The following is a 17,413-nucleotide window of genomic DNA, read 5'->3' as shown; positions in this document are numbered from 1 at the left end:
CGAATCACCCTTGTTGTGTGGTTGTTTCCGGTCCGACAGGCTCGGGGTTCCGGCGGGCTTTGTGCTCTCGGATCAAGGCTCTGATATGCAACGCGAAAATTAGCACGATCATTGCGAACAGGAAGGCGGCGATAGGACGATCAACAAAGTCCAGTGGCGTCTTGACCCGGGCCATCGCGCTGCGCAATTTGACCTCCATGATACCTCCCAGAACCATCCCTAGAATGATTGGGACAATCGGCAGATTTAGCCGCTTTAGAATCAACCCAAATACACCGAACCCGGAAGCCAAGGCGCAATCAGTGATGGAGTTTCGCAGACTGTAGACCCCGACAAAGGACAGGATGATGATTATGATTCCCAAAAAACGAGTCGGGATCTGAATGATCTTCAAGAGCAGGTTGGTCGAGAACAGCAAAAAGACCAGAACAATCACGTTTAGCAGTATCAGCGCCAGATAGATCGCCATGACAAAGTCCATCTGGCTTTCAAACAGCTGGGGGCCGGGGATCACATTGTGGACGTAAAAGACCGACAGCATCATCGCGGTCAGCGCCTCGCCCGGGATGCCAAGCGCCAGCAACGGGATCATGGCAGCGCCTGGCACGGCATTGTTCGACGCTTCCGACGCGACAAGGCCTTCCGGCGAGCCGTCACCGAATTTTCCCGGCTCTTTCGAGCTTTTCTGGGCATAGGTATAGGATAGGAATTGCGCCGTAAACTCGCCCACTCCGGGAACCATACCCATCAAAACGCCAATACTGGATGACACAGTCGCTACCCGCTTGATCCCGAAAAGTTCCTTGAACCCCGAAAGTAAATTACCATCGACATGCGCCTGACCCGGCGCGTGATCTTTGTCGACCATAAGTAGTAATGCCTGACTGATGGCGAAGAGTCCGAGAACAACAACGATCAGATCGACCCCCGAGGCCAGCCAGCTTTGGTCAAATGTGAAACGTTTCGTGTATTTGACCGGTTCCAGCCCAACGGTGTTCAGCAACAGGCCAAAACTTGCCAACATCGCCGCAGCAAACGTTTGCCCCCGATGGGCCAACACCAAAAGGATGATGCCCATGAGTGCCGCAAGAAAGATCTCGCGACTACCGAAATGCGGGGCGACGGCCGCAAGAACCGGCGACAGGATGATCAAGCAGATAACCGAAAAGATGCCACCGAAGAAAGAAGCCGAGTAGGCCAGCGACAACGCTCGCTGCCCTTGTCCTCGTTTCGTCATCGGATAACCGTCATAAGTGGTCAGGGCGTTGACCGCTGTTCCGGGCGTATTGATCAGAATTGCAGGGATCGCGCCGCCATACATGGATGAACCATATATACCCAAAAGCAAAGTCAGCCCGACAATGGGTTCAAAGGCAAATGTGGCGGGCAAGAGAATTGCAATTGCAACAGCCGCGCCGACGCCCGGCAATGCGCCGATGATGACACCGCCTATCGACCCGATAAGGAGGGCTGCGACCACGTTCCATTGAGCAATTATCCCGAAACCGGAGATCAGCGTATCCATCGGGATGGCCTCATAAGTAAGTCAGGGCAAACGCCCGCAATGAATCAGGGAGGTACTCATATATCTGGCCCGCCGGGATTTTGACCTGCAAGAAAGCGCGAAACAAAATTGCTACGCTGACTCCGAAGGCGGCAGATGCAGCCAAGGAGGCAAAACTCGTGAACCCACAACGAACAGCTAGAAACAGCGCGAAGAGAACTGTCGACGGCAGGTATCCAAGGTAAGGGACCACCAACACATAGATGAGGAAATAGGCAACAAATTCCAGCGACCTCAGCCAGAAAAGTACTTCGCGCCAACGACCGGGAATTCGGGGGGACAGGGCTGAACTCAGGCAATGAAGCGCACCGAACAAAACCATTCCGTAAACGGCGATGGTTGGCCACAACGAAGGTTGTGCAAACCATTTGGTTCTTTTGACTAGCTTGGTTTGCTCTCCAAGCTGCGTCAGAAGAAAAAACGAGAAAGCGAGAAAAAAGATTGCAAATACAATGTCACCTGGCCGGCGATAGCGTTTGAACAAATCCTGCAGCGTTCTTACAAGCATTGACCTTCCTCCCTGCGAGTCATGCCCCCGGTCCATCCGGGGGCATTGAAGTCAACGAGCTTTATTCCCCAAGAATTTCAGCGACCTTGCCGAACATGGCTTTGTCAGATTCGATCTGCTCCGTGGATTCGGCCGCATCCTGCCAATAGATCAGAACACCAGTTTCATTTATCAGGCTCTGAGCTTGCTCGGACTGCAACGCCTTCTGCGCTGCTGCAGCAATCTTGTCGCGCGCCTCCTGAGGCACGTCTTTGTGAACGAAAAGCCCGTTCCACAATGACAAGGTCAGACCGGGTACCAGCTCGGTAACGGTTGGGGTGTCAGGTGTGATTGCGATACGCTGACTGCCGATACTTGCCAGAATGTGCAGATCATCCTTGCACGGCATGATCTGCTGCAGCGTCGTGTTGATGACATCCACATCGCCTGAAGCGAGTGTGTTGCAGTTCAGTTCGTCGAATGCGGCTTCACTTGCAAAGTCAAACCCACTTTCGATGGCTGCAGCCATAGTGATCTTGGTGGGCGGCAGGAACGTCCCGAAATGACCCAGTGCCACTTCGTTATCCTTGCCATGGGCAACAAGCTCCTCCCAACTCGAATACGGGGCATCTCCAGATGCGGCCACCACGAATGGATAGGTCATGAATATTCCCAGTGGCTCAAATGGGTTCGGAGAAAGTTCAGGAATGCCTATTTCCGGCCCGATGACCGGAACGCCCACCACGAACGAACCCACAGTATAGCCATCCGCAGGCGCGGTCGCGACCTCCACCGCCCCGGGAAACGGCCCGCCACCACCACCGGGCTTGTTCACTACAGCAGCCGGAACGCCGTACATCGACTGGAACTCATCCGCGATCAACCGGGTCAATACGTCCTCCAGATCACCTGGAGGCCACGGCACCACAAACGACACAGGTTTTTCCGGGTACTCTGCGAAAACCGCACTTGCCGTCAACACAAAAGCGCCTGCGAAAGCAGTTAGTTTGACCATAAGATTTCCTCCCAAGTTGGCTCATTATTTGAACCGTTATTTCAAAAATAAGATTGCTATATTAACTTCTTTGTGTCAAGCTTGATGTCGAGATGAGACGTAGCAGCAGGGCTTAAAAGGTGGGAACGACACTGAAGGCATTGTCCTTGTTGGACCTTTTTTCGACACAACACCCTGAACTGGGGCTGTCGCAAGTTACGCGCATGTCCGGCCTGAATAAGGCGACTGCGTTGCGTCTTCTTGGTGAGTTGTGTGAATTCGGCTTACTCGAGCAGAAATCGGACACCAAGCTCTATCGTCTCGGCAGTACGGTTCTGAGGCTCGCCAATCAAAGGGAAATGGCTTTTCCCACCCGATCCATTGCTCGCCCAATCCTACGGGAGTGTGTAGGAGCAACTGGAGAAACCGTTCATATGTCTCTGCTGGACAGATTCCACCTGAACACAGTTGCAATTGAAGAAACTCAAAGCCACTCGGTACGTGTAGTAGTGGATCCTTCCGAAATCCTGCCCCTGCACGCAACGGCATCGGGTTTGGTTGTAACTGCCTTTGGCAACAAACGCCTTTTGGAGCACCTCCTGACCCACGATCTACACAAGGTAACGAACAAAACAGTCACCAATCGCTGCGATCTTGCCGCAATGATTTCTACTATCCGCGACCGTGGGTATGCGGTCGCCGAAGGGTCATTCGAAGAAAGCGTCAAAGGAATTGCCCGCCCTCTGTTCGACGGCAATCAAATGGCTGTTGGCGCGGTTGCGGCGGCTATTCCAACTTCTCGTGCCACACCGGAACTCGAAGCCAAATGTCTGATATCACTGGAACGTGCGGCGGAAGAAATAACATCCGCCCTCGGGGGGCGTGCCCCGCATGACTATCCAAACTCAACTCACTGAACGAAGCCGAACCTCAATCGCAAAGTTCGTTTTTGAGAGTTCCTCTCGTCTTATTCATGATCCGGAGTTCAAGCCAATGAAAGATTCGAACTTTCTGATGGAAAATAACGGTCGCCATTTTTGGCAACCGATGACTCATCCTGCAGATGCTCAAACCAACCCACCTACCATCCTGACCGGCGGAGAAGGGGTTCACATTGTTGATGTCGAGGGGCACAAGACTATCGACGCGGTCGGAGGCCTTTGGAACGTTAATTTGGGCTACTCTTGCGAGCCAGTAAAAGAAGCCATCGCCCAGCAACTGTGCGACCTGCCATACTATTCATGCTTTCGAGGCACCACCAATGACAAAGCGATTGAGCTATCTTATGAATTGGCTGAATTCTTCTCGACGGACGGATTAACGCGTGCTTTCTATACGTCCGGCGGGTCTGACTCGGTCGAAATTGCGTTGAAACTCGCCCGTCAATACCACCGGATCAGAGGCGAAGCTGGGCGCACAAAGTTTCTCAGCCTGAAATACGGCTATCATGGAACCCATTTCGGTGGCGCAAGCGTCAACGGGAACGGTAAGTTCCGCAATGCCTATGAACCGATGCTGCCTGGTTGCTTCCACATTCCCGCACCATATGCCTATCGGAACCCATTCAATGAATCCGACCCCGAGCGACTCGCGCAACTGTGCTTGCAAGCTATCGAGGCTGAAATCGCGTTTCAGGATGCAAATACGATCGCAGCGTTTATCATGGAGCCGATACTCGGCGCTGGTGGCGTAATCCCCCCACACAAGAGCTTCATGCCGAAAGTTCGTGAAATTTGTAACAATCATGGGATCTTGCTGATCGCCGACGAAGTCATTACCGCCTTCGGCCGAACAGGCGACGAAAGCGGGTCTCGTCATTGGGGTGTAAAGCCGGATTTCATGACAACCGCCAAAGCGATCACCAACGGATATTTTCCGTTCGGGGCAGTCATGGTTTCGGATGAGGTTTCATCAGTTTTTGAAACAGATGTCAGTGGCATGGCCTCCGTTGACTCGGGCTACACATACTCAGGTCACCCCGTCGGTGCGGCAGCCGCACTGGCGTCGCTGGCCGAAGTTCGAAGGTTGCGGGTGTGGGAAAACGCTGCAACCAGGGGGGCCGAATTGTTCGGTGGCTTGCAAAAACTCAAGGAAAAACACGCATTGATTGGCGATGTGCGCGGCGGCGAAGGCCTGATGTGCGCTTTGGAACTGGTATCGGATCGAACGGTAAAATCGCCCGTTTCAAAAGATGTCCCTGTCAAAGTTCAGAAAGCGACTTATCAAGCAGGCGCAATGATCCGTGTCTCGGGTTGCAACATCATTCTTTCACCTCCGCTCATCATAACCGCTGAAGATGTCGAGACGATACTGTCCGCGCTCGATGCGGGATTGAGTTCGATCAAATGAACAAGGTAAGTCACCCTTTCAGATCCTGAATTTTCAAAGTTCGTTCAGCAAATCCGGAAATTGTTCGAGCCTGCGTGCACCGAATTGAGTTTGAACGGCCGATGGTTGGTGCTTGTCGTGGCCAAGCTGTCCAGCAGGAGCTGTCTCCTGGTCTTTGAGAAAGAGACTAATGTACAGCGCCCGTTATTGAGGTTTGGGCGACGGGTGTTCTGCTCGGGCCTTTCCATTGCGCACAGTATACACGGCAGGCAGGGTGGAATTAGACATACCTCATGCGGGATCGTCGACTGCTCAAGCTTTCTGGCATTCGCAAATTGCGCCATTTCGTGTTCCACTTATCCTGATTACCTAAGAACTTCTCGCGAATCGGCGACATGGTCTATTCGCGCACGCGCAGCAGCCATGCGATCGAAAGAGCGCGCAAGGTGTCCAGAGTCATTTCCTATAATTCAAAATTCGGCATTTCGGTCTCATCCCCGAAAAATGCCTTCTCAAGACAATCTCCGGCCAAGTGTCGCTACCATCAAAACTTGCTCTCCAGTTTTTCGCTGAACACTGGCGCTCAACCGTCTCACGATTGCAGAGAAACAAACAGTCGCGAGGAATTGCATCAAGTGGGGCAAAATGCGCATCTCTGACCGATTGATCCCAAACGCATAGGGATGTAAGGGAAGCTTGTCAAAACAGTGTCTCTGCAGGGTCGGGTCAATCAATCCGCTCCGCTTTCGTCACCACGCGGGTGGCCTCACACTCTTGGATCCCACGCCCAGAAAGGCAAAAAAGGTAAAGTAATATGGCAGATAAATCGAACTTCGACATATTGTATACCATTGTAGACGAAGCGCCGGAACTGGCGAGCGCATCCTTCCTGCCGATCATTCGAAAGTTCGCTTCGGCCGCAGGCGTGAGCGTCGGAACCAAGGATATTTCCCTTGCGGGACGCATCATTTCAGCATTCCCCGAAAACCTGACCGACGGGCAGCGCCAAACCGACGATCTTGCGGCATTGGGTGATTTGGTCAAGACCCGCGACGCCAACGTGATCAAACTGCCAAACATCTCCGCCTCGGTGCCGCAGTTAGTGGCGGCAATCACCGAGCTTCAGGGACAGGGGTATAACATCCCCAACTATCCCGAAAATCCCAAGACAGTTGAGGAAAAAGAGACTCGTGCCCGATACGATGCCATCAAGGGTTCAGCCGTGAATCCGGTCTTGCGGGAAGGAAACAGCGATCGCCGCGCAGCAAAGGCGGTCAAGAACTATGCTCAAAAGAACCCGCATTCGATGGGCGAATGGTCCAAAGACAGCAAGACCAAAGTCAGCTCGATGCCCGGCGACGATTTTTATGCCAATGAGAAATCAGCAACCATCACAGCCGCTCAGGCAGGTGATGCCAAGATCGAGTTCGTCGACAACGATGGCTCGGTCACTGTTCTGAAAGACGGTTGGAAGCTGGAAGAAGGCACGGTCGCCGACGCGACCTTCATGTCTGCTAAGGCGCTTGACGCCTTTCTTGCGGAAGCCATCGAGGACACCAAGGTGGACGGCACCATGTTCTCGCTGCACTTGAAGGCGACAATGATGAAGGTCTCGGACCCAATCATCTTTGGACATGCGGTCAAAGCGTGGCTGAATCCCGTATTCGAACAGTTCGGCGATGAAATGAAGTTGCTAGGTGTGAACCCGAATTCCGGCATGGGTGACCTGCTGGAACGCGTCAAGGGCAATGCCGATATCATGGCCGCGATCGAAGCCCTCAAGTCGGAGCGCCCGTCGATGTACATGGTCGACAGCGACAAAGGCATCACCAACCTGCATGTACCCAGCGATGTGATCGTCGATGCGTCGATGCCTGCCGTGATCCGTGCAGGCGGAAAGGGGTGGGACCAGACCGGAGCCAAGGGTGACACCAACTGCATAATCCCTGACAACTGTTATGCTTCGATCTATGACGAGACGATCAAGTTCTTCAAAGAAAACGGCGCATTGAACCCGGCAACTGCAGGCGCCGTGGCAAACGTTGGCCTGATGGCGCAGAAGGCCGAGGAATATGGCTCCCACCCGACCACATTCGAGGCGCAGGCAGACGGCATTATCCGTATTGTCCTGGCAAATGGCGAAGTCCTGCACTCGCACCAGGTCGAGGCCGGTGATATCTGGCGTGCCTGCACCGTCAAGAAAGCACCGATCGAAAACTGGATTCAACTTGCGATGGACCGTCAGCGATTGACCGGGTCCGAAGCAATCTTCTGGCTGGACGCCAACCGCGCCCATGACGCGCAACTGATTGACTATGTCAAACCAGCCCTTGAGGCAGCGGGCGTTGCTGACAACTTCCTGATCATGGCCCCACGCGAAGCCACCAGGCAGTCGCTTGAGACAATCACCGAGGGCGAAGACAGTATCGCTATCACTGGCAACGTGCTGCGTGACTACTTGACCGACCTTTTCCCAATCTTGGAATTGGGCACTTCAGCAAAGATGCTTTCGATCGTCAAACTGATGAATGGTGGCGGCCTGTTCGAGACCGGTGCTGGCGGATCGGCTCCGAAACACGTGCAGCAGTTGGTTGAGGAAAATCACCTGCGCTGGGACTCGATGGGTGAGTTCTGTGCATTGGGTGAATCGCTAAACTTCCTCGCGGATGTTAAAGGCAATGCCAAAGCTGGTGTTCTGGGCCGTGCGGCCGAAGATGCGACCCAAGGCATCCTGGACAACAACAAGTCACCGAGCCGCAAGGTTGGTCAACCAGATAACCGTGACAGCCACTATTGGTTCGCCCGCTACTGGGCCGAAGCACTGGCTGAACAAGATGACGATGCCGACCTGGCCACCGAATTCGCTCCGATCGCTATAGAGTTGGCAAACAATGAGGATGCAATCCTGTCGGAGTTTGCAGCGGCCCAAGGCAAGGCAGCCGATCTGGGCGGTTACTACCACACTGACCCTGCGAAAACTGCGGCCGTCATGCGCCCATCAGCGACACTGAACGCCATCATTGGCGGACAATAAGAAGACAAAACCCCCGGAGAAAGTCTTTGGGGGTTCTACTTTGCTTGCGGCTTAGGTGCACCTCCCAGTTTTTGCGTGATTTCGGCCGCCGCCTCAGAAACCGCGTTGCCGAACATTGCAACCGTTTCAACGGAAAAACGACTGCTTGGGCCAGATATGGAAATCCCGGCGCAGGGTTGCCCGGATTCGTCCAAAATCGCACTGCCAATGCAGGACATGCCATCATAGCGCTCTTCCGCATCAAACGACCAGCCACGCATTCTTGTTTCCGCCAGATCCCTGAAGAGTTCCTCCGAGCTTGAGCGTGTGTGTTTGGTAAAAGCCGTCAGACCAACGTCTTTGAGAAGGTGTTTAACCTCGTTTTCCGTCAGCATTGCCAAAATGGCCTTGCCTGTTCCGGACGCATGCATGGCCGTGCGGGTCCCTGGCGGAAAGAATGCCCGAATCGGGTTGCGCGTCTCAACCTGATCAATGAACACGACCTGCGCTCCGTCCGGGACCGCCAGATTGGCCGTTTCGCCGGTCTTCTCCATTAACGCCCGCATGACCGGTTGCCCGATTTCGGTCAAACTGGTGCGATGCAGATAGACTGACCCAGTGCGATAGGCTTCGATACCTATCATCCACTCCTGCGTAGTTTCGTCAAAAGACACAAAATCGTTTTTTTGCAATGTCGTCAGAATTCGATGGGTAGTTGCAGCCGGGATTTTCATTCCAAGAGACAAATCTGTCAGCGTTGCCCGCCCTGCTTTCGCTAAGGCCACCAACAAACCGAGTGCGCGATCCAATGATTGCAAAGTGGCGACATTGCTGTCCGAGAATGGTGATTTCGGCCGCCCGCGCGGTCGCTTCTGGATCGTCATGGTCCAGTCCTCCTGCCACCACTTTGCCAGATCGGGCCGTGAAAAGGCAAAGAAAACATTTTCCAAAAGCGTGGGATATCTTTCACTGAAAAATAATTTTGCATTTTATATAAGTGTCTTAATATTTTCATTCATATTTCGGAAATATTTTTCAAAAAAATTGAAAAGCAAAAAACAACCAGCCATGCTTGCAGCAAGCAATGGAGGTTACCGCCATGTCCGATCAAAACCCCGTCTTCATTCCCGGCCCGACCAACATCCCGGATCGCCTGCGCCTTGCGATGCAGGCCCAGACACGGGATCACCGCGCGCCTGATTTCGTAGACACTTTCGCACCCGTTCTAGAAGATACCAAGAAGGTCTTTGCCACTACCAAAGGCCAAGTCATCACCTTTCCCGCCAGTGGCACCGGCGGATGGGAAGCGGCGGTTTCCAATACGCTTAGCCCCGGCGATAGGATTCTTGTGGCACGCTATGGAATGTTCAGCCACCGCTGGATCGATCTGTGCCAGCGCCACGGTCTTGACGTCCAGGTCATCGATTGCCCGTGGGGGAGTGGCGCGCCTGCAGACAAATTCCAGGAAATCCTGTCTGCTGACAAGGAGCATCAGATCAAGGCAGTCCTGACGACACATAACGAAACTGCCACTGGTGTCCTTTCAGACATAGGCGCGGTGCGCCGCGCGATGGACACCGCTGATCATCCAGCCATGCTGTTCGTCGATTGTGTCAGCTCGTTGGCCTCGGTTGATTTCCAGTTTGATCGCTGGGGCGTGGATATCGCTGTTTCCGGCTCGCAAAAGGGGTTCATGCTGGCCACCGGCATGGCGATCCTCTGCGTCAGCCCCAAGGCGCTGGAGGCAATGAAATCCGCCAAACTGCCGCGCACATTCTTTGATTTCCGTGACATGATGATAGCCAATGCCTCGGGCGGGTTTCCCTACACCCCACCTCTGCAACTGATTTACGGCATGCGCGAAAGCCTTAAGATGCTGTTCGAGGAAGGTCTGGACAACGTCTATGCCCGCCATCACCGGTTGGCCGAAGGCGTGCGCCGTGCAGTTGATGCCTGGGGTCTCAAACTGGTTGCTCAATCCCCAGACCTCTATTCCGATACCGTTAGCGCGATTTTTGTACCCGAGGGTTTCGACAGCAACGCTCTCACGGATCACGCATTCAGCGCATATGGTGTATCCTTCGGCATCGGCCTGGGCGAAATGAACGGTAGGGCATTCCGTATCGGACACTTGGGCAGTCTGACCGATGTGCTGGTTCTGTCTGGTCTAGCCACCATCGAAATGGCCATGGCTGACCTGAACTATCCGATTGAACTGGGCAGCGGGGTCGCGGCAGCGCAGGATTACTATCGCACCAGCCGCCAGACACCGACCAAAGCCGCAGCGTGAGGAGGACCGTATGCTCGACTACACTTCAGCGGCAGATTTGACGATCGACCACATGCGCGAGGCGCATGAAAGTATAAAACCACATATCCGACGCACACCGGTCTTGACCTCGGATTATCTGAACGACCTGACCGGCGCGCAGGTGTTCTTCAAATGCGAGAATTTGCAGGAGGCCGGGGCATTCAAAGTGCGCGGTGCCTGCAACGCGGTCTTTGGGCTTTCCGACAAGATGGCGGTGAAGGGGGTTTGCACTCATTCCTCGGGGAACCATGCCCTGTCGCTCTCATATGCCGCAGGCCGCCGGGGCATTCCGTGCAACGTCGTCATGCCTCGCACCGCGCCACAGGCCAAAAAGGATGCGGTGCGACGCTATGGGGGAACCATCACCGAATGCGAACCTTCAACCTCATCGCGTGAGGCCACCTTTGCCGAGGTTCAGGCGCGGACGGGTGGCGAATTTGTTCACCCTTATAACGATCCGCGCGTGATCGCGGGACAGGCCACTTGTTCGGCGGAACTGCTGGAACAAACCGACGGGCTCGACGCAGTAGTCGCCCCCATCGGTGGCGGAGGCATGGTATCAGGCACTTGTCTGACCGTTTCGAGCCTTGCTCCTGAAACTGCAATTTATGCGGCGGAACCGGAACAGGCTGACGACGCTTACCGTTCGTTCAAGGCCGGGCACATCATTGCCGACGATGCGCCCAAAACGGTGGCAGATGGGCTGCTGGTGCCACTCAAAGAGAACACCTGGCATTTCGTGTCCAACTACGTGACCGATATCTTCACTGCATCCGATCAGGAGATCATTGATGCGATGAAGTTGACTTGGAAATACCTGCGTGTGGTGATCGAGCCGTCTTCGGCCGTACCGCTCGCAACGATTTTGAAGAACCCCAGCACGTTCCGAGGCAAGCGCATCGGCGTCATCGTCACCGGTGGCAACGTGGATCTGGACAAACTGCCCTGGGTCAAAGGGTAAGGAGGAAGACCAATGAACAAACCGGCAAACATCGACGATCTGGAAGTTGGCTTTGACATCCCAGCCACCATTGGCATGGATGAAAGCGAAATTCAGACCCCATGCCTGATCCTCGACTTGGATGCATTGGAGCGGAATATCAAAAAAATGGGCGACTATGCCAAGGCGCATGGCATGCGACACAGGGTGCACGGCAAGATGCACAAATCGGTGGATGTTGCCAAACTGCAAGAGGAACTGGGCGGCGCGGTTGGCGTTTGCTGTCAGAAAGTGTCCGAGGCTGAGGTTTTTGCCCGAGGCGGCATTAAGGATATTCTTGTTAGCAATCAGGTGCGCGACCCCGCCAAGATCGACCGACTGGCCCGTCTGCCAAAACTCGGCTCACGCATCATTGTCTGCGTTGACGATATTGACAACGTGGCCGACCTGTCGGCAGCGGCTCAGAAATACGGTACCGAGTTGGAGGTTTTCATCGAGATTGACTGTGGCGCAGGCCGCTGCGGCGTGACCACAACCACTGCTGTGATTGAAATCGCCAAAGCAGTTCAGGGCGCTCCAAACCTGAAATTCACCGGCATTCAGGCCTATCAGGGCGCGATGCAGCACCTTGATACCTACGAGGCTCGCAAGGAAAAGCTCGACATCGCCATCGCGATGGTCAAGGACGCGGTCGGAGGCCTTAAAACTGAAGGCATCGAGTGCGAGCTGGTCTCAGGCGGCGGTACAGGATCGTATTATTTCGAAAGCAACTCGGGCGTTTACAATGAACTGCAATGCGGCTCGTACGCATTCATGGATGCCGATTATGGCCGCATTCTGGATAAGGATGGAAACCGCATCGACCAAGGAGAATGGGAAAACGCGTTTTTCATCCTGACCTCGGTAATGAGCCACACCAAGGCCGACAAAGCCATTTGTGACGCGGGCCTCAAAGCCCAGTCCGTCGATAGCGGCCTACCCTTTGTCTATGGGCGAAATGATGTGGAATACATCAAATGCTCTGACGAACACGGCGTGATCTCGGACCCGAAAGGTGTCCTCCAGGTCAATGACAAGTTGCGCTTGGTGCCTGGCCATTGCGACCCCACAGCAAATGTCCATGACTGGTATGTCGGCGTGCGCAATGGAAAGGTCGAAGCTCTGTGGCCGGTTTCGGCCCGTGGTAAGGCTTTTTGATCAGATAGCCTCGAGGCCTGGGATGCGGTGCTCCTTCTTCTCCGATCTCCGCACTGCGACCACAACAAAGAAAGCACGGTGACAGACATGACTGAAGAAACGGATGGCCTACTGATCGTAAGCGAAGCCTTGTGCGAAAAACTGGTTGGACGAAAACAGGCCTTTGACGCTGTCGAGGCGGTCTTCGCCGCTATGGCGCGTGGCGATGCGTATAACTTTCCTGTCGTCCGCGAGGCAATCGGCTATGCCGACGCGCTTTACGGCTTCAAATCCGGCTTTGATCGCGCCGGTATGGTGTTGGGCGTCAAGTCGGGCGGCTATTGGCCAAACAACATGGACAAGGGCCTGACCAATCACCAGTCCACCGTGTTCCTGTTCGACCCTGACACTGGGAAACTGGCGGCTCTGGTGGGCGGCAACTATCTCACGGCAGTCCGTACTGCGGCCTCATCCTCGATCTCGATCGCCCATTTGGCACGCGAGGATGCTAAAGTGTTGGGCATGGTCGGCGCGGGTCATCAATCCACCTTCCAGCTGCGCGCGGCGGCCGAACAACGCGATTTTGAAAAGGTCGTCGCTTGGAACCCGCATCCAGACATGCTGCCACGCCTCGGGGCTGTCGCCGAGGAGCTTGGCATGGCGTTTGAAGTGGTTACACCAGAAGACTTGGGTGCACTGGCCGACGTCATCATCACCATTACGTCTGCTTTTGAGCCGTTGCTTATGAAAGACTGGATCAAACCCGGAACCCATATCGCCTGCATGGGTACCGACACCAAGGGCAAGCAAGAGGTCGATGCAAACCTCGTTGCCGCGTCCACGATTTTTGCCGATGAAGTCGCTCAATCCGTGTCAATCGGTGAGGCGCAACACGCCACTGCCAACGGCCTGATTTCAGCAGATGATATCACTTCAATTGGTGCCGTAATCAATGGAGACAAACCAGGCCGAACCAGTGACGAGCAGATAACGTTGTTCGATGGTACGGGTGTCGGGCTGCAAGATCTCGCCGTAGCATCAGTCGCCGCCCGGCTGGCAAGGGAACAAGGGTTGGGGTTAGTTGCTTAGGAGGCCCGCTAGCTTCAGTGTGCTACCGTGGGATTTTCACAAACAGGCTAGCGGCTTGCACGGCCGAAAACTAGCATGACCGGTGTTTGTCCAGAGAATGAATTCAGGTTCATGGTTTCGGTAAGATAGGACGCGTGGTTTAGCATGCGTGCAAATGGGGTGGATTCCGGTAGGGGGCAGGATTGTAGTGCTCTGCCTCCTGAAAACTGGATCGATTGAAGCTGGGTTTTTCCGCTAGGTTTCCTTGGCTGGGAAAGGAGCGGAATCGCATGAAAGCATCGAAGTTCACGGAGGCGCAAAAGGCCTTCATTCTGAAGCAGGGCGAGCAGGGCACGCCGGTCGCGGAGATCTACCGCAAGGCCGGGATCAGTCAGGCGACGTATTTCAATTGGAAGAAGAAGTATGGCGGGCTGCTGCCGGACGAGATACGTCGGTTGAAGGCGCTTGAGGATGACAACACCCGGCTGAAGAAGATCGTGGCCGATCTGACGCTTGACCGTGAGATGCTTCAGGACATCATTCGGCGAAAGCTCTGAAGTCTGGTCGTTTGCGCGAGATCGTGACCAGGATGTGCGTCGACTGGGGCGTGTCGATCCGGAAGGCCTGTGGGGCCATCTGCTTCGACACCTCCACCTACCACTACAAGGCCCGGCGAACGGATCAGGCTGCCGTCGAGAGGCGGATCAAAGAGATCGCGGAGACGGGTGTGCGCTATGGTTACAGGCGTGTGCACGTGCTGCTGCGACGCGAAGGATGGGTGATCAACATGAAGAAGACCCGCCGGATTTACAATGAGTTAGGCCAGCAGATGAGGAACAAGCACCCGAAACGACGGGTGAAGGCAAAGCTGCGGGAAGATCGCCAGGAAGCAGTCGGACCGAGCGATGTCTGGGCAATGTACTTCGTGCACGACCAACTTGCCCTGGGCAACAAGCTGCGTATCCTGACCATTGTTGACACGCATTCCCGCCTCTGTGCGGCAGCCGATCCTCGCTTCACTTATCGGGGCGAAGATGTCGTGCAGACGCTCGAACGGGTCTGCGGGCAGATCGGCTATCCGAACACGATCAGGGCTCGAACAACTCGTTCTGCAGGCAGTGAAAAGTCGATCTCAATGCCCAACCCTTCGCGGTTGAAGTCGTCCAGAACGTTCAGCAGCCGGAATTGCGGTCCATCCCCCAGCCTGTCGGCCATAAAGTCCATCGACCAGAGCTCATTCGGGGGCCCAGGCACAGCCAGTTCGTCCGGCTTTTCCCGCTTCAGACGCTTGCGCGGCTTGATCCGCAGGTTCAGCTCCAGCTCGCGGTAGATCCGGTAAACCCGCTTGTGGTTCCACCTGTGCCCCTGCACGTTGTGCAGATACAGAAAACACAGGCCAAAGCCCCAAGTCTTATTTGCAGCCGTCAGGCCGAGGAGCAGGTCGGCGATTTGCTCGTTCTCCTCATCCAGCTTCGGGCTGTGCCTGTAGCACGTCTCGCTGACGCCGAACGCCCGGCACGCCAGCGCGATGCTGACCCCTTTCATCGCCACCGCTTTCACGGCCAACTCCCGGCGCTGAGCTGGCCGTATCATTTTTTTCCAACAGCCTCCTTCAGCAAGTCGTTCTGCATGCTGACGTCGGCGTACATGCGCTTCAGCCGACGGTTCTCATCGGCCATGGCCTTCATCTCGCTGATGAGACTGGCGTCCATGCCGCCATACTTCGCCCGCCGCTTGTACAGCGTGGCACTGCTCATCCAGCGCTCGCGACAAAGCTCGGCGGCAGGCACACCGCCCTCCATTTGGCGCAGCACACCCATGATCTGGGCCTCTGTGAATCGTGTCTTCTTCATCGGAATCTCCTCGTTCATCCTGCCGAGAAAATTCTACTTCCGCATCCCCTTAAGATCGGGGGGGATTACCCATGCACAAGCTCAGAGAAGCAATGAAGGCGGAGACCCGGGACGTCCGTCTGGACGGCGAGGTCGAGGTTGATGGCGCCGTGTTCGGTGGTCATGTCCGGCCCGCCAATCTGCGGGAGGAGCGTGTCGACCGGCGGCGTCGCGCCAACCGGAGTGGGAAGCGCCGGGTGGTTGTCGTGCTCCGCCAGCGGGGCGACCGAACTGTGACGAGAACCTTTCTTCGAGAGGCGCAGGGCGTCGAGTTCGCAAGGGAAAGGATCGCTCCAGATACCGTTGTCTCGGCCGATGAAGTCGCGCATTGGGTCTTCTGGAAACTGACTTTGACATGCAAAGGATCAATCATTCAGAGGGTTACAGCGTCGGAGGAGCTCATACCAACCTTGCCGAGAGCTTCTTCTCGCGGCTTAGACGGATGATTGGCGGACAGCATCTGAAGGTCGACGGAAGTTATCTCGATGCATACGCGGCCCATGCAGCCTGGCTCGAGGATCATCGGGAGGAGAGCAATGGCCGCCTGGCGGATTGTTTGATCGGCGGCGCTCTCGCGTCCCCGGTCAGCCGGTCGTGGAAAGGGTATTGGCAACGGCGCGCAGCGTGACGGCGTCGCCGGCACCCCAGACACACATGCCTTTCTTCTTCTCGATCATCCTGACGAGCTTTCGTCGCTTGGCATGTCGCAGCGCCTGAACGACCTTGAAGACCACCGAGTTCCTAAGCGCAGTATCTGAGATGTCCTGGTCGCGCTCCGCCATTGCGCGGTCGGCAAGTTCTCTCGTGGTCAGCTCAACATCGACCCCGAGATGGCGGGCACAGATATCCGCGATCTCGCCCTTCTTGAAGAACCCATGGCTCACAATGTACCGGGCACGCTGCCGTTCAGATGCGGCGAACAGTTCAATCGTCGCGTTCACATGCGCCAGATCGTGCTTCGCATGTGCGAACTGCGCTTCGTATGCTTTAATCTGGCACAGTATCTCGGCCCGCTTCTCTGTCAGCGTGTGAACAATCAATGGTTTCGACATGCCGCCATTCCACACGAGATCTCGCCGGTCATCCAGATGGCATTTTGGTGCATTTGCTACCTAAGACCGAATGCCTGAACGCGCACTGGTCCATGAGTCTTGCGGATGCCCGTGAAATGCTGGAGGATTGGCGCAGGTACGACAACGAAGACAGACCCCACAGTGCGATCGGATATAACGTCCCGATCGCCATGCATTATCCCGATGGCGTCACCAGCCCACCATCATGAAGGAGCCGGAAAAATCTAGCTTCCGGCGGTCCAAACTTGGGGAGCAGCGCAAATCAACGACGGTTTCTCCCAAAGACTGGATGAAAGTTGGGTCTCAGGTCAAGTTTGATGAACCCTTCGAAGGAGCAAATGAATTCGAAAAAGCGGTTTCACCGAAGCGCAGATTATCTGGACGATCAAGGAACACGAGGCAGGCATGTCGACGGCGGAGGTGTGCCGTCGACACGGGCTTAGCAACTGTATTTTTCAAGCGGTCTGAGCCGACCAGTTTTGCTGAGATTTGAGGAGTGCGTTCACGATTGGGCACGGGTTCTCCAGAAGAGGGCTCGAATCCGCGTACCGGTTTACAATGAGGCCT

At 55.2% G+C, this 17,413-nt stretch carries 14 protein-coding genes and 4 pseudogenes; 12 read left to right on the top strand and 6 right to left on the bottom strand.

Features of this window, described 5'->3' with window-relative positions; translation table 11 throughout:
- Nucleotides 1–4: 4 nt before the first annotated feature.
- The 3 genes from AC2FMY_RS07220 to AC2FMY_RS07210 form a co-directional block, all read right to left on the bottom strand.
- Nucleotides 5–1,525, bottom strand: a complete 1,521-nt coding sequence (locus tag AC2FMY_RS07220; RefSeq protein ID WP_496807175.1) for a tripartite tricarboxylate transporter permease — start codon at nucleotides 1,523–1,525, stop codon at nucleotides 5–7.
- A 10-nt stretch (nucleotides 1,526–1,535) separates the two neighbouring features.
- Nucleotides 1,536–2,072, bottom strand: a complete 537-nt coding sequence (locus AC2FMY_RS07215) for a tripartite tricarboxylate transporter TctB family protein (protein WP_496746499.1) — start codon at nucleotides 2,070–2,072, stop codon at nucleotides 1,536–1,538.
- Between the two features lie 61 nt (nucleotides 2,073–2,133).
- Nucleotides 2,134–3,066: a tripartite tricarboxylate transporter substrate binding protein gene (locus AC2FMY_RS07210; protein ID WP_480750781.1), complete on the bottom strand. Its 933-nt coding sequence runs from the start codon at nucleotides 3,064–3,066 to the stop codon at nucleotides 2,134–2,136.
- 119 nt (nucleotides 3,067–3,185) lie between these two features.
- On the opposite strand from AC2FMY_RS07210, the gene AC2FMY_RS07205 reads away from it, so the two are divergent.
- The 3 genes from AC2FMY_RS07205 to AC2FMY_RS07195 all read left to right on the top strand — a co-directional run bounded on the left by AC2FMY_RS07205 (nucleotide 3,186) and on the right by AC2FMY_RS07195 (nucleotide 8,407).
- Nucleotides 3,186–3,962 (top strand): IclR family transcriptional regulator, encoded by a 777-nt coding sequence (locus AC2FMY_RS07205; RefSeq protein WP_496746502.1) that lies wholly within the window; start codon nucleotides 3,186–3,188, stop codon nucleotides 3,960–3,962.
- A gap of 76 nt (nucleotides 3,963–4,038) precedes the next feature.
- Nucleotides 4,039–5,394, top strand: a complete 1,356-nt coding sequence (locus AC2FMY_RS07200; protein WP_496746504.1) for an aminotransferase class III-fold pyridoxal phosphate-dependent enzyme — start codon at nucleotides 4,039–4,041, stop codon at nucleotides 5,392–5,394.
- 793 nt (nucleotides 5,395–6,187) lie between these two features.
- On the top strand, nucleotides 6,188–8,407 hold the full coding sequence (locus tag AC2FMY_RS07195) for an NADP-dependent isocitrate dehydrogenase (RefSeq protein ID WP_496746506.1): 2,220 nt from the start codon (nucleotides 6,188–6,190) through the stop codon (nucleotides 8,405–8,407).
- A 35-nt stretch (nucleotides 8,408–8,442) separates the two neighbouring features.
- Here the strand turns inward: AC2FMY_RS07195 and AC2FMY_RS07190 are convergent, their stop codons facing one another.
- Nucleotides 8,443–9,270, bottom strand: coding sequence for an IclR family transcriptional regulator (locus AC2FMY_RS07190; protein ID WP_496807174.1), 828 nt, complete (start codon nucleotides 9,268–9,270; stop codon nucleotides 8,443–8,445).
- Between the two features lie 215 nt (nucleotides 9,271–9,485).
- Here AC2FMY_RS07190 and bhcA point away from each other — a divergent pair, with 215 nt between their 5' ends.
- From bhcA to AC2FMY_RS07165, 5 genes and pseudogenes are all read left to right on the top strand, one after another.
- Nucleotides 9,486–10,676 (top strand): L-aspartate--glyoxylate aminotransferase BhcA, encoded by a 1,191-nt coding sequence (bhcA, locus tag AC2FMY_RS07185; protein ID WP_496746508.1) that lies wholly within the window; start codon nucleotides 9,486–9,488, stop codon nucleotides 10,674–10,676.
- A gap of 10 nt (nucleotides 10,677–10,686) precedes the next feature.
- Complete coding sequence (bhcB, locus tag AC2FMY_RS07180) at nucleotides 10,687–11,658, top strand: beta-hydroxyaspartate dehydratase BhcB (protein WP_496746510.1); 972 nt, start codon at nucleotides 10,687–10,689, stop codon at nucleotides 11,656–11,658.
- Nucleotides 11,659–11,670: 12 nt separating this feature from the next.
- On the top strand, nucleotides 11,671–12,834 hold the full coding sequence (gene bhcC, locus AC2FMY_RS07175; RefSeq protein ID WP_496807173.1) for a 3-hydroxy-D-aspartate aldolase BhcC: 1,164 nt from the start codon (nucleotides 11,671–11,673) through the stop codon (nucleotides 12,832–12,834).
- An 87-nt stretch (nucleotides 12,835–12,921) separates the two neighbouring features.
- Nucleotides 12,922–13,902 carry an iminosuccinate reductase BhcD gene (gene bhcD, locus AC2FMY_RS07170; RefSeq protein ID WP_496748686.1) on the top strand — a complete coding sequence of 327 codons (981 nt, stop codon included), beginning with the start codon at nucleotides 12,922–12,924 and terminating at the stop codon, nucleotides 13,900–13,902.
- A gap of 269 nt (nucleotides 13,903–14,171) precedes the next feature.
- Nucleotides 14,172–14,974, top strand: a pseudogene (locus AC2FMY_RS07165) (transposase); the annotation flags it as partial.
- On the opposite strand, the pseudogene AC2FMY_RS07160 reads toward AC2FMY_RS07165, so the two are convergent.
- A pseudogene (locus tag AC2FMY_RS07160) lies at nucleotides 14,971–15,734 on the bottom strand (transposase); the annotation flags it as partial. The pseudogenes AC2FMY_RS07165 and AC2FMY_RS07160 sit on opposite strands and share 4 nt — an antisense overlap.
- Nucleotides 15,735–15,805: 71 nt before the next feature.
- Here AC2FMY_RS07160 and AC2FMY_RS07155 point away from each other — a divergent pair.
- Nucleotides 15,806–16,219: a transposase gene (locus tag AC2FMY_RS07155; RefSeq protein WP_496745277.1), complete on the top strand. Its 414-nt coding sequence runs from the start codon at nucleotides 15,806–15,808 to the stop codon at nucleotides 16,217–16,219.
- A complete protein-coding gene (locus AC2FMY_RS07150; RefSeq protein ID WP_496745275.1) occupies nucleotides 16,102–16,401 on the top strand; it encodes a transposase in 300 nt (99 codons plus the stop codon). Before AC2FMY_RS07155 ends, AC2FMY_RS07150 begins: the two co-directional genes overlap by 118 nt.
- On the opposite strand, the gene AC2FMY_RS07145 is transcribed toward AC2FMY_RS07150, so the two are convergent.
- Nucleotides 16,358–16,825: a hypothetical protein gene (locus AC2FMY_RS07145; RefSeq protein WP_496745273.1), complete on the bottom strand. Its 468-nt coding sequence runs from the start codon at nucleotides 16,823–16,825 to the stop codon at nucleotides 16,358–16,360. The genes AC2FMY_RS07150 and AC2FMY_RS07145 overlap by 44 nt on opposite strands.
- A gap of 62 nt (nucleotides 16,826–16,887) precedes the next feature.
- Here AC2FMY_RS07145 and AC2FMY_RS07140 point away from each other — a divergent pair.
- Nucleotides 16,888–17,055, top strand: a pseudogene (locus AC2FMY_RS07140) (integrase core domain-containing protein); the annotation flags it as partial.
- 133 nt (nucleotides 17,056–17,188) lie between these two features.
- A pseudogene (locus AC2FMY_RS07135) lies at nucleotides 17,189–17,302 on the top strand (transposase); the annotation flags it as partial.
- Between the last annotated feature and the right edge of the window lie 111 nt (nucleotides 17,303–17,413).

This window comes from Ruegeria sp. YKSE079 (assembly GCF_059612845.1).
This window is presented reverse-complemented; position numbering and strand designations above follow the sequence as displayed.

What these genes read in the sequence shown, in the direction of transcription:
- bhcB (WP_496746510.1), top strand. Translation starts at nt 10,687, where the DNA reads ATGCTCGACTACACTTCAGCGGCAGATTTGACGATCGACCACATGCGC.
- AC2FMY_RS07220 (WP_496807175.1), bottom strand. Translation starts at nt 1,525, where the DNA reads ATGGATACGCTGATCTCCGGTTTCGGGATAATTGCTCAATGGAACGTG.
- AC2FMY_RS07195 (WP_496746506.1), top strand. Translation starts at nt 6,188, where the DNA reads ATGGCAGATAAATCGAACTTCGACATATTGTATACCATTGTAGACGAA.
- AC2FMY_RS07190 (WP_496807174.1), bottom strand. Translation starts at nt 9,270, where the DNA reads ATGACGATCCAGAAGCGACCGCGCGGGCGGCCGAAATCACCATTCTCG.
- AC2FMY_RS07155 (WP_496745277.1), top strand. Translation starts at nt 15,806, where the DNA reads ATGCACAAGCTCAGAGAAGCAATGAAGGCGGAGACCCGGGACGTCCGT.
- bhcD (WP_496748686.1), top strand. Translation starts at nt 12,922, where the DNA reads ATGACTGAAGAAACGGATGGCCTACTGATCGTAAGCGAAGCCTTGTGC.
- AC2FMY_RS07215 (WP_496746499.1), bottom strand. Translation starts at nt 2,072, where the DNA reads ATGCTTGTAAGAACGCTGCAGGATTTGTTCAAACGCTATCGCCGGCCA.
- AC2FMY_RS07145 (WP_496745273.1), bottom strand. Translation starts at nt 16,825, where the DNA reads ATGTCGAAACCATTGATTGTTCACACGCTGACAGAGAAGCGGGCCGAG.
- bhcC (WP_496807173.1), top strand. Translation starts at nt 11,671, where the DNA reads ATGAACAAACCGGCAAACATCGACGATCTGGAAGTTGGCTTTGACATC.
- bhcA (WP_496746508.1), top strand. Translation starts at nt 9,486, where the DNA reads ATGTCCGATCAAAACCCCGTCTTCATTCCCGGCCCGACCAACATCCCG.
- AC2FMY_RS07200 (WP_496746504.1), top strand. Translation starts at nt 4,039, where the DNA reads ATGAAAGATTCGAACTTTCTGATGGAAAATAACGGTCGCCATTTTTGG.
- AC2FMY_RS07210 (WP_480750781.1), bottom strand. Translation starts at nt 3,066, where the DNA reads ATGGTCAAACTAACTGCTTTCGCAGGCGCTTTTGTGTTGACGGCAAGT.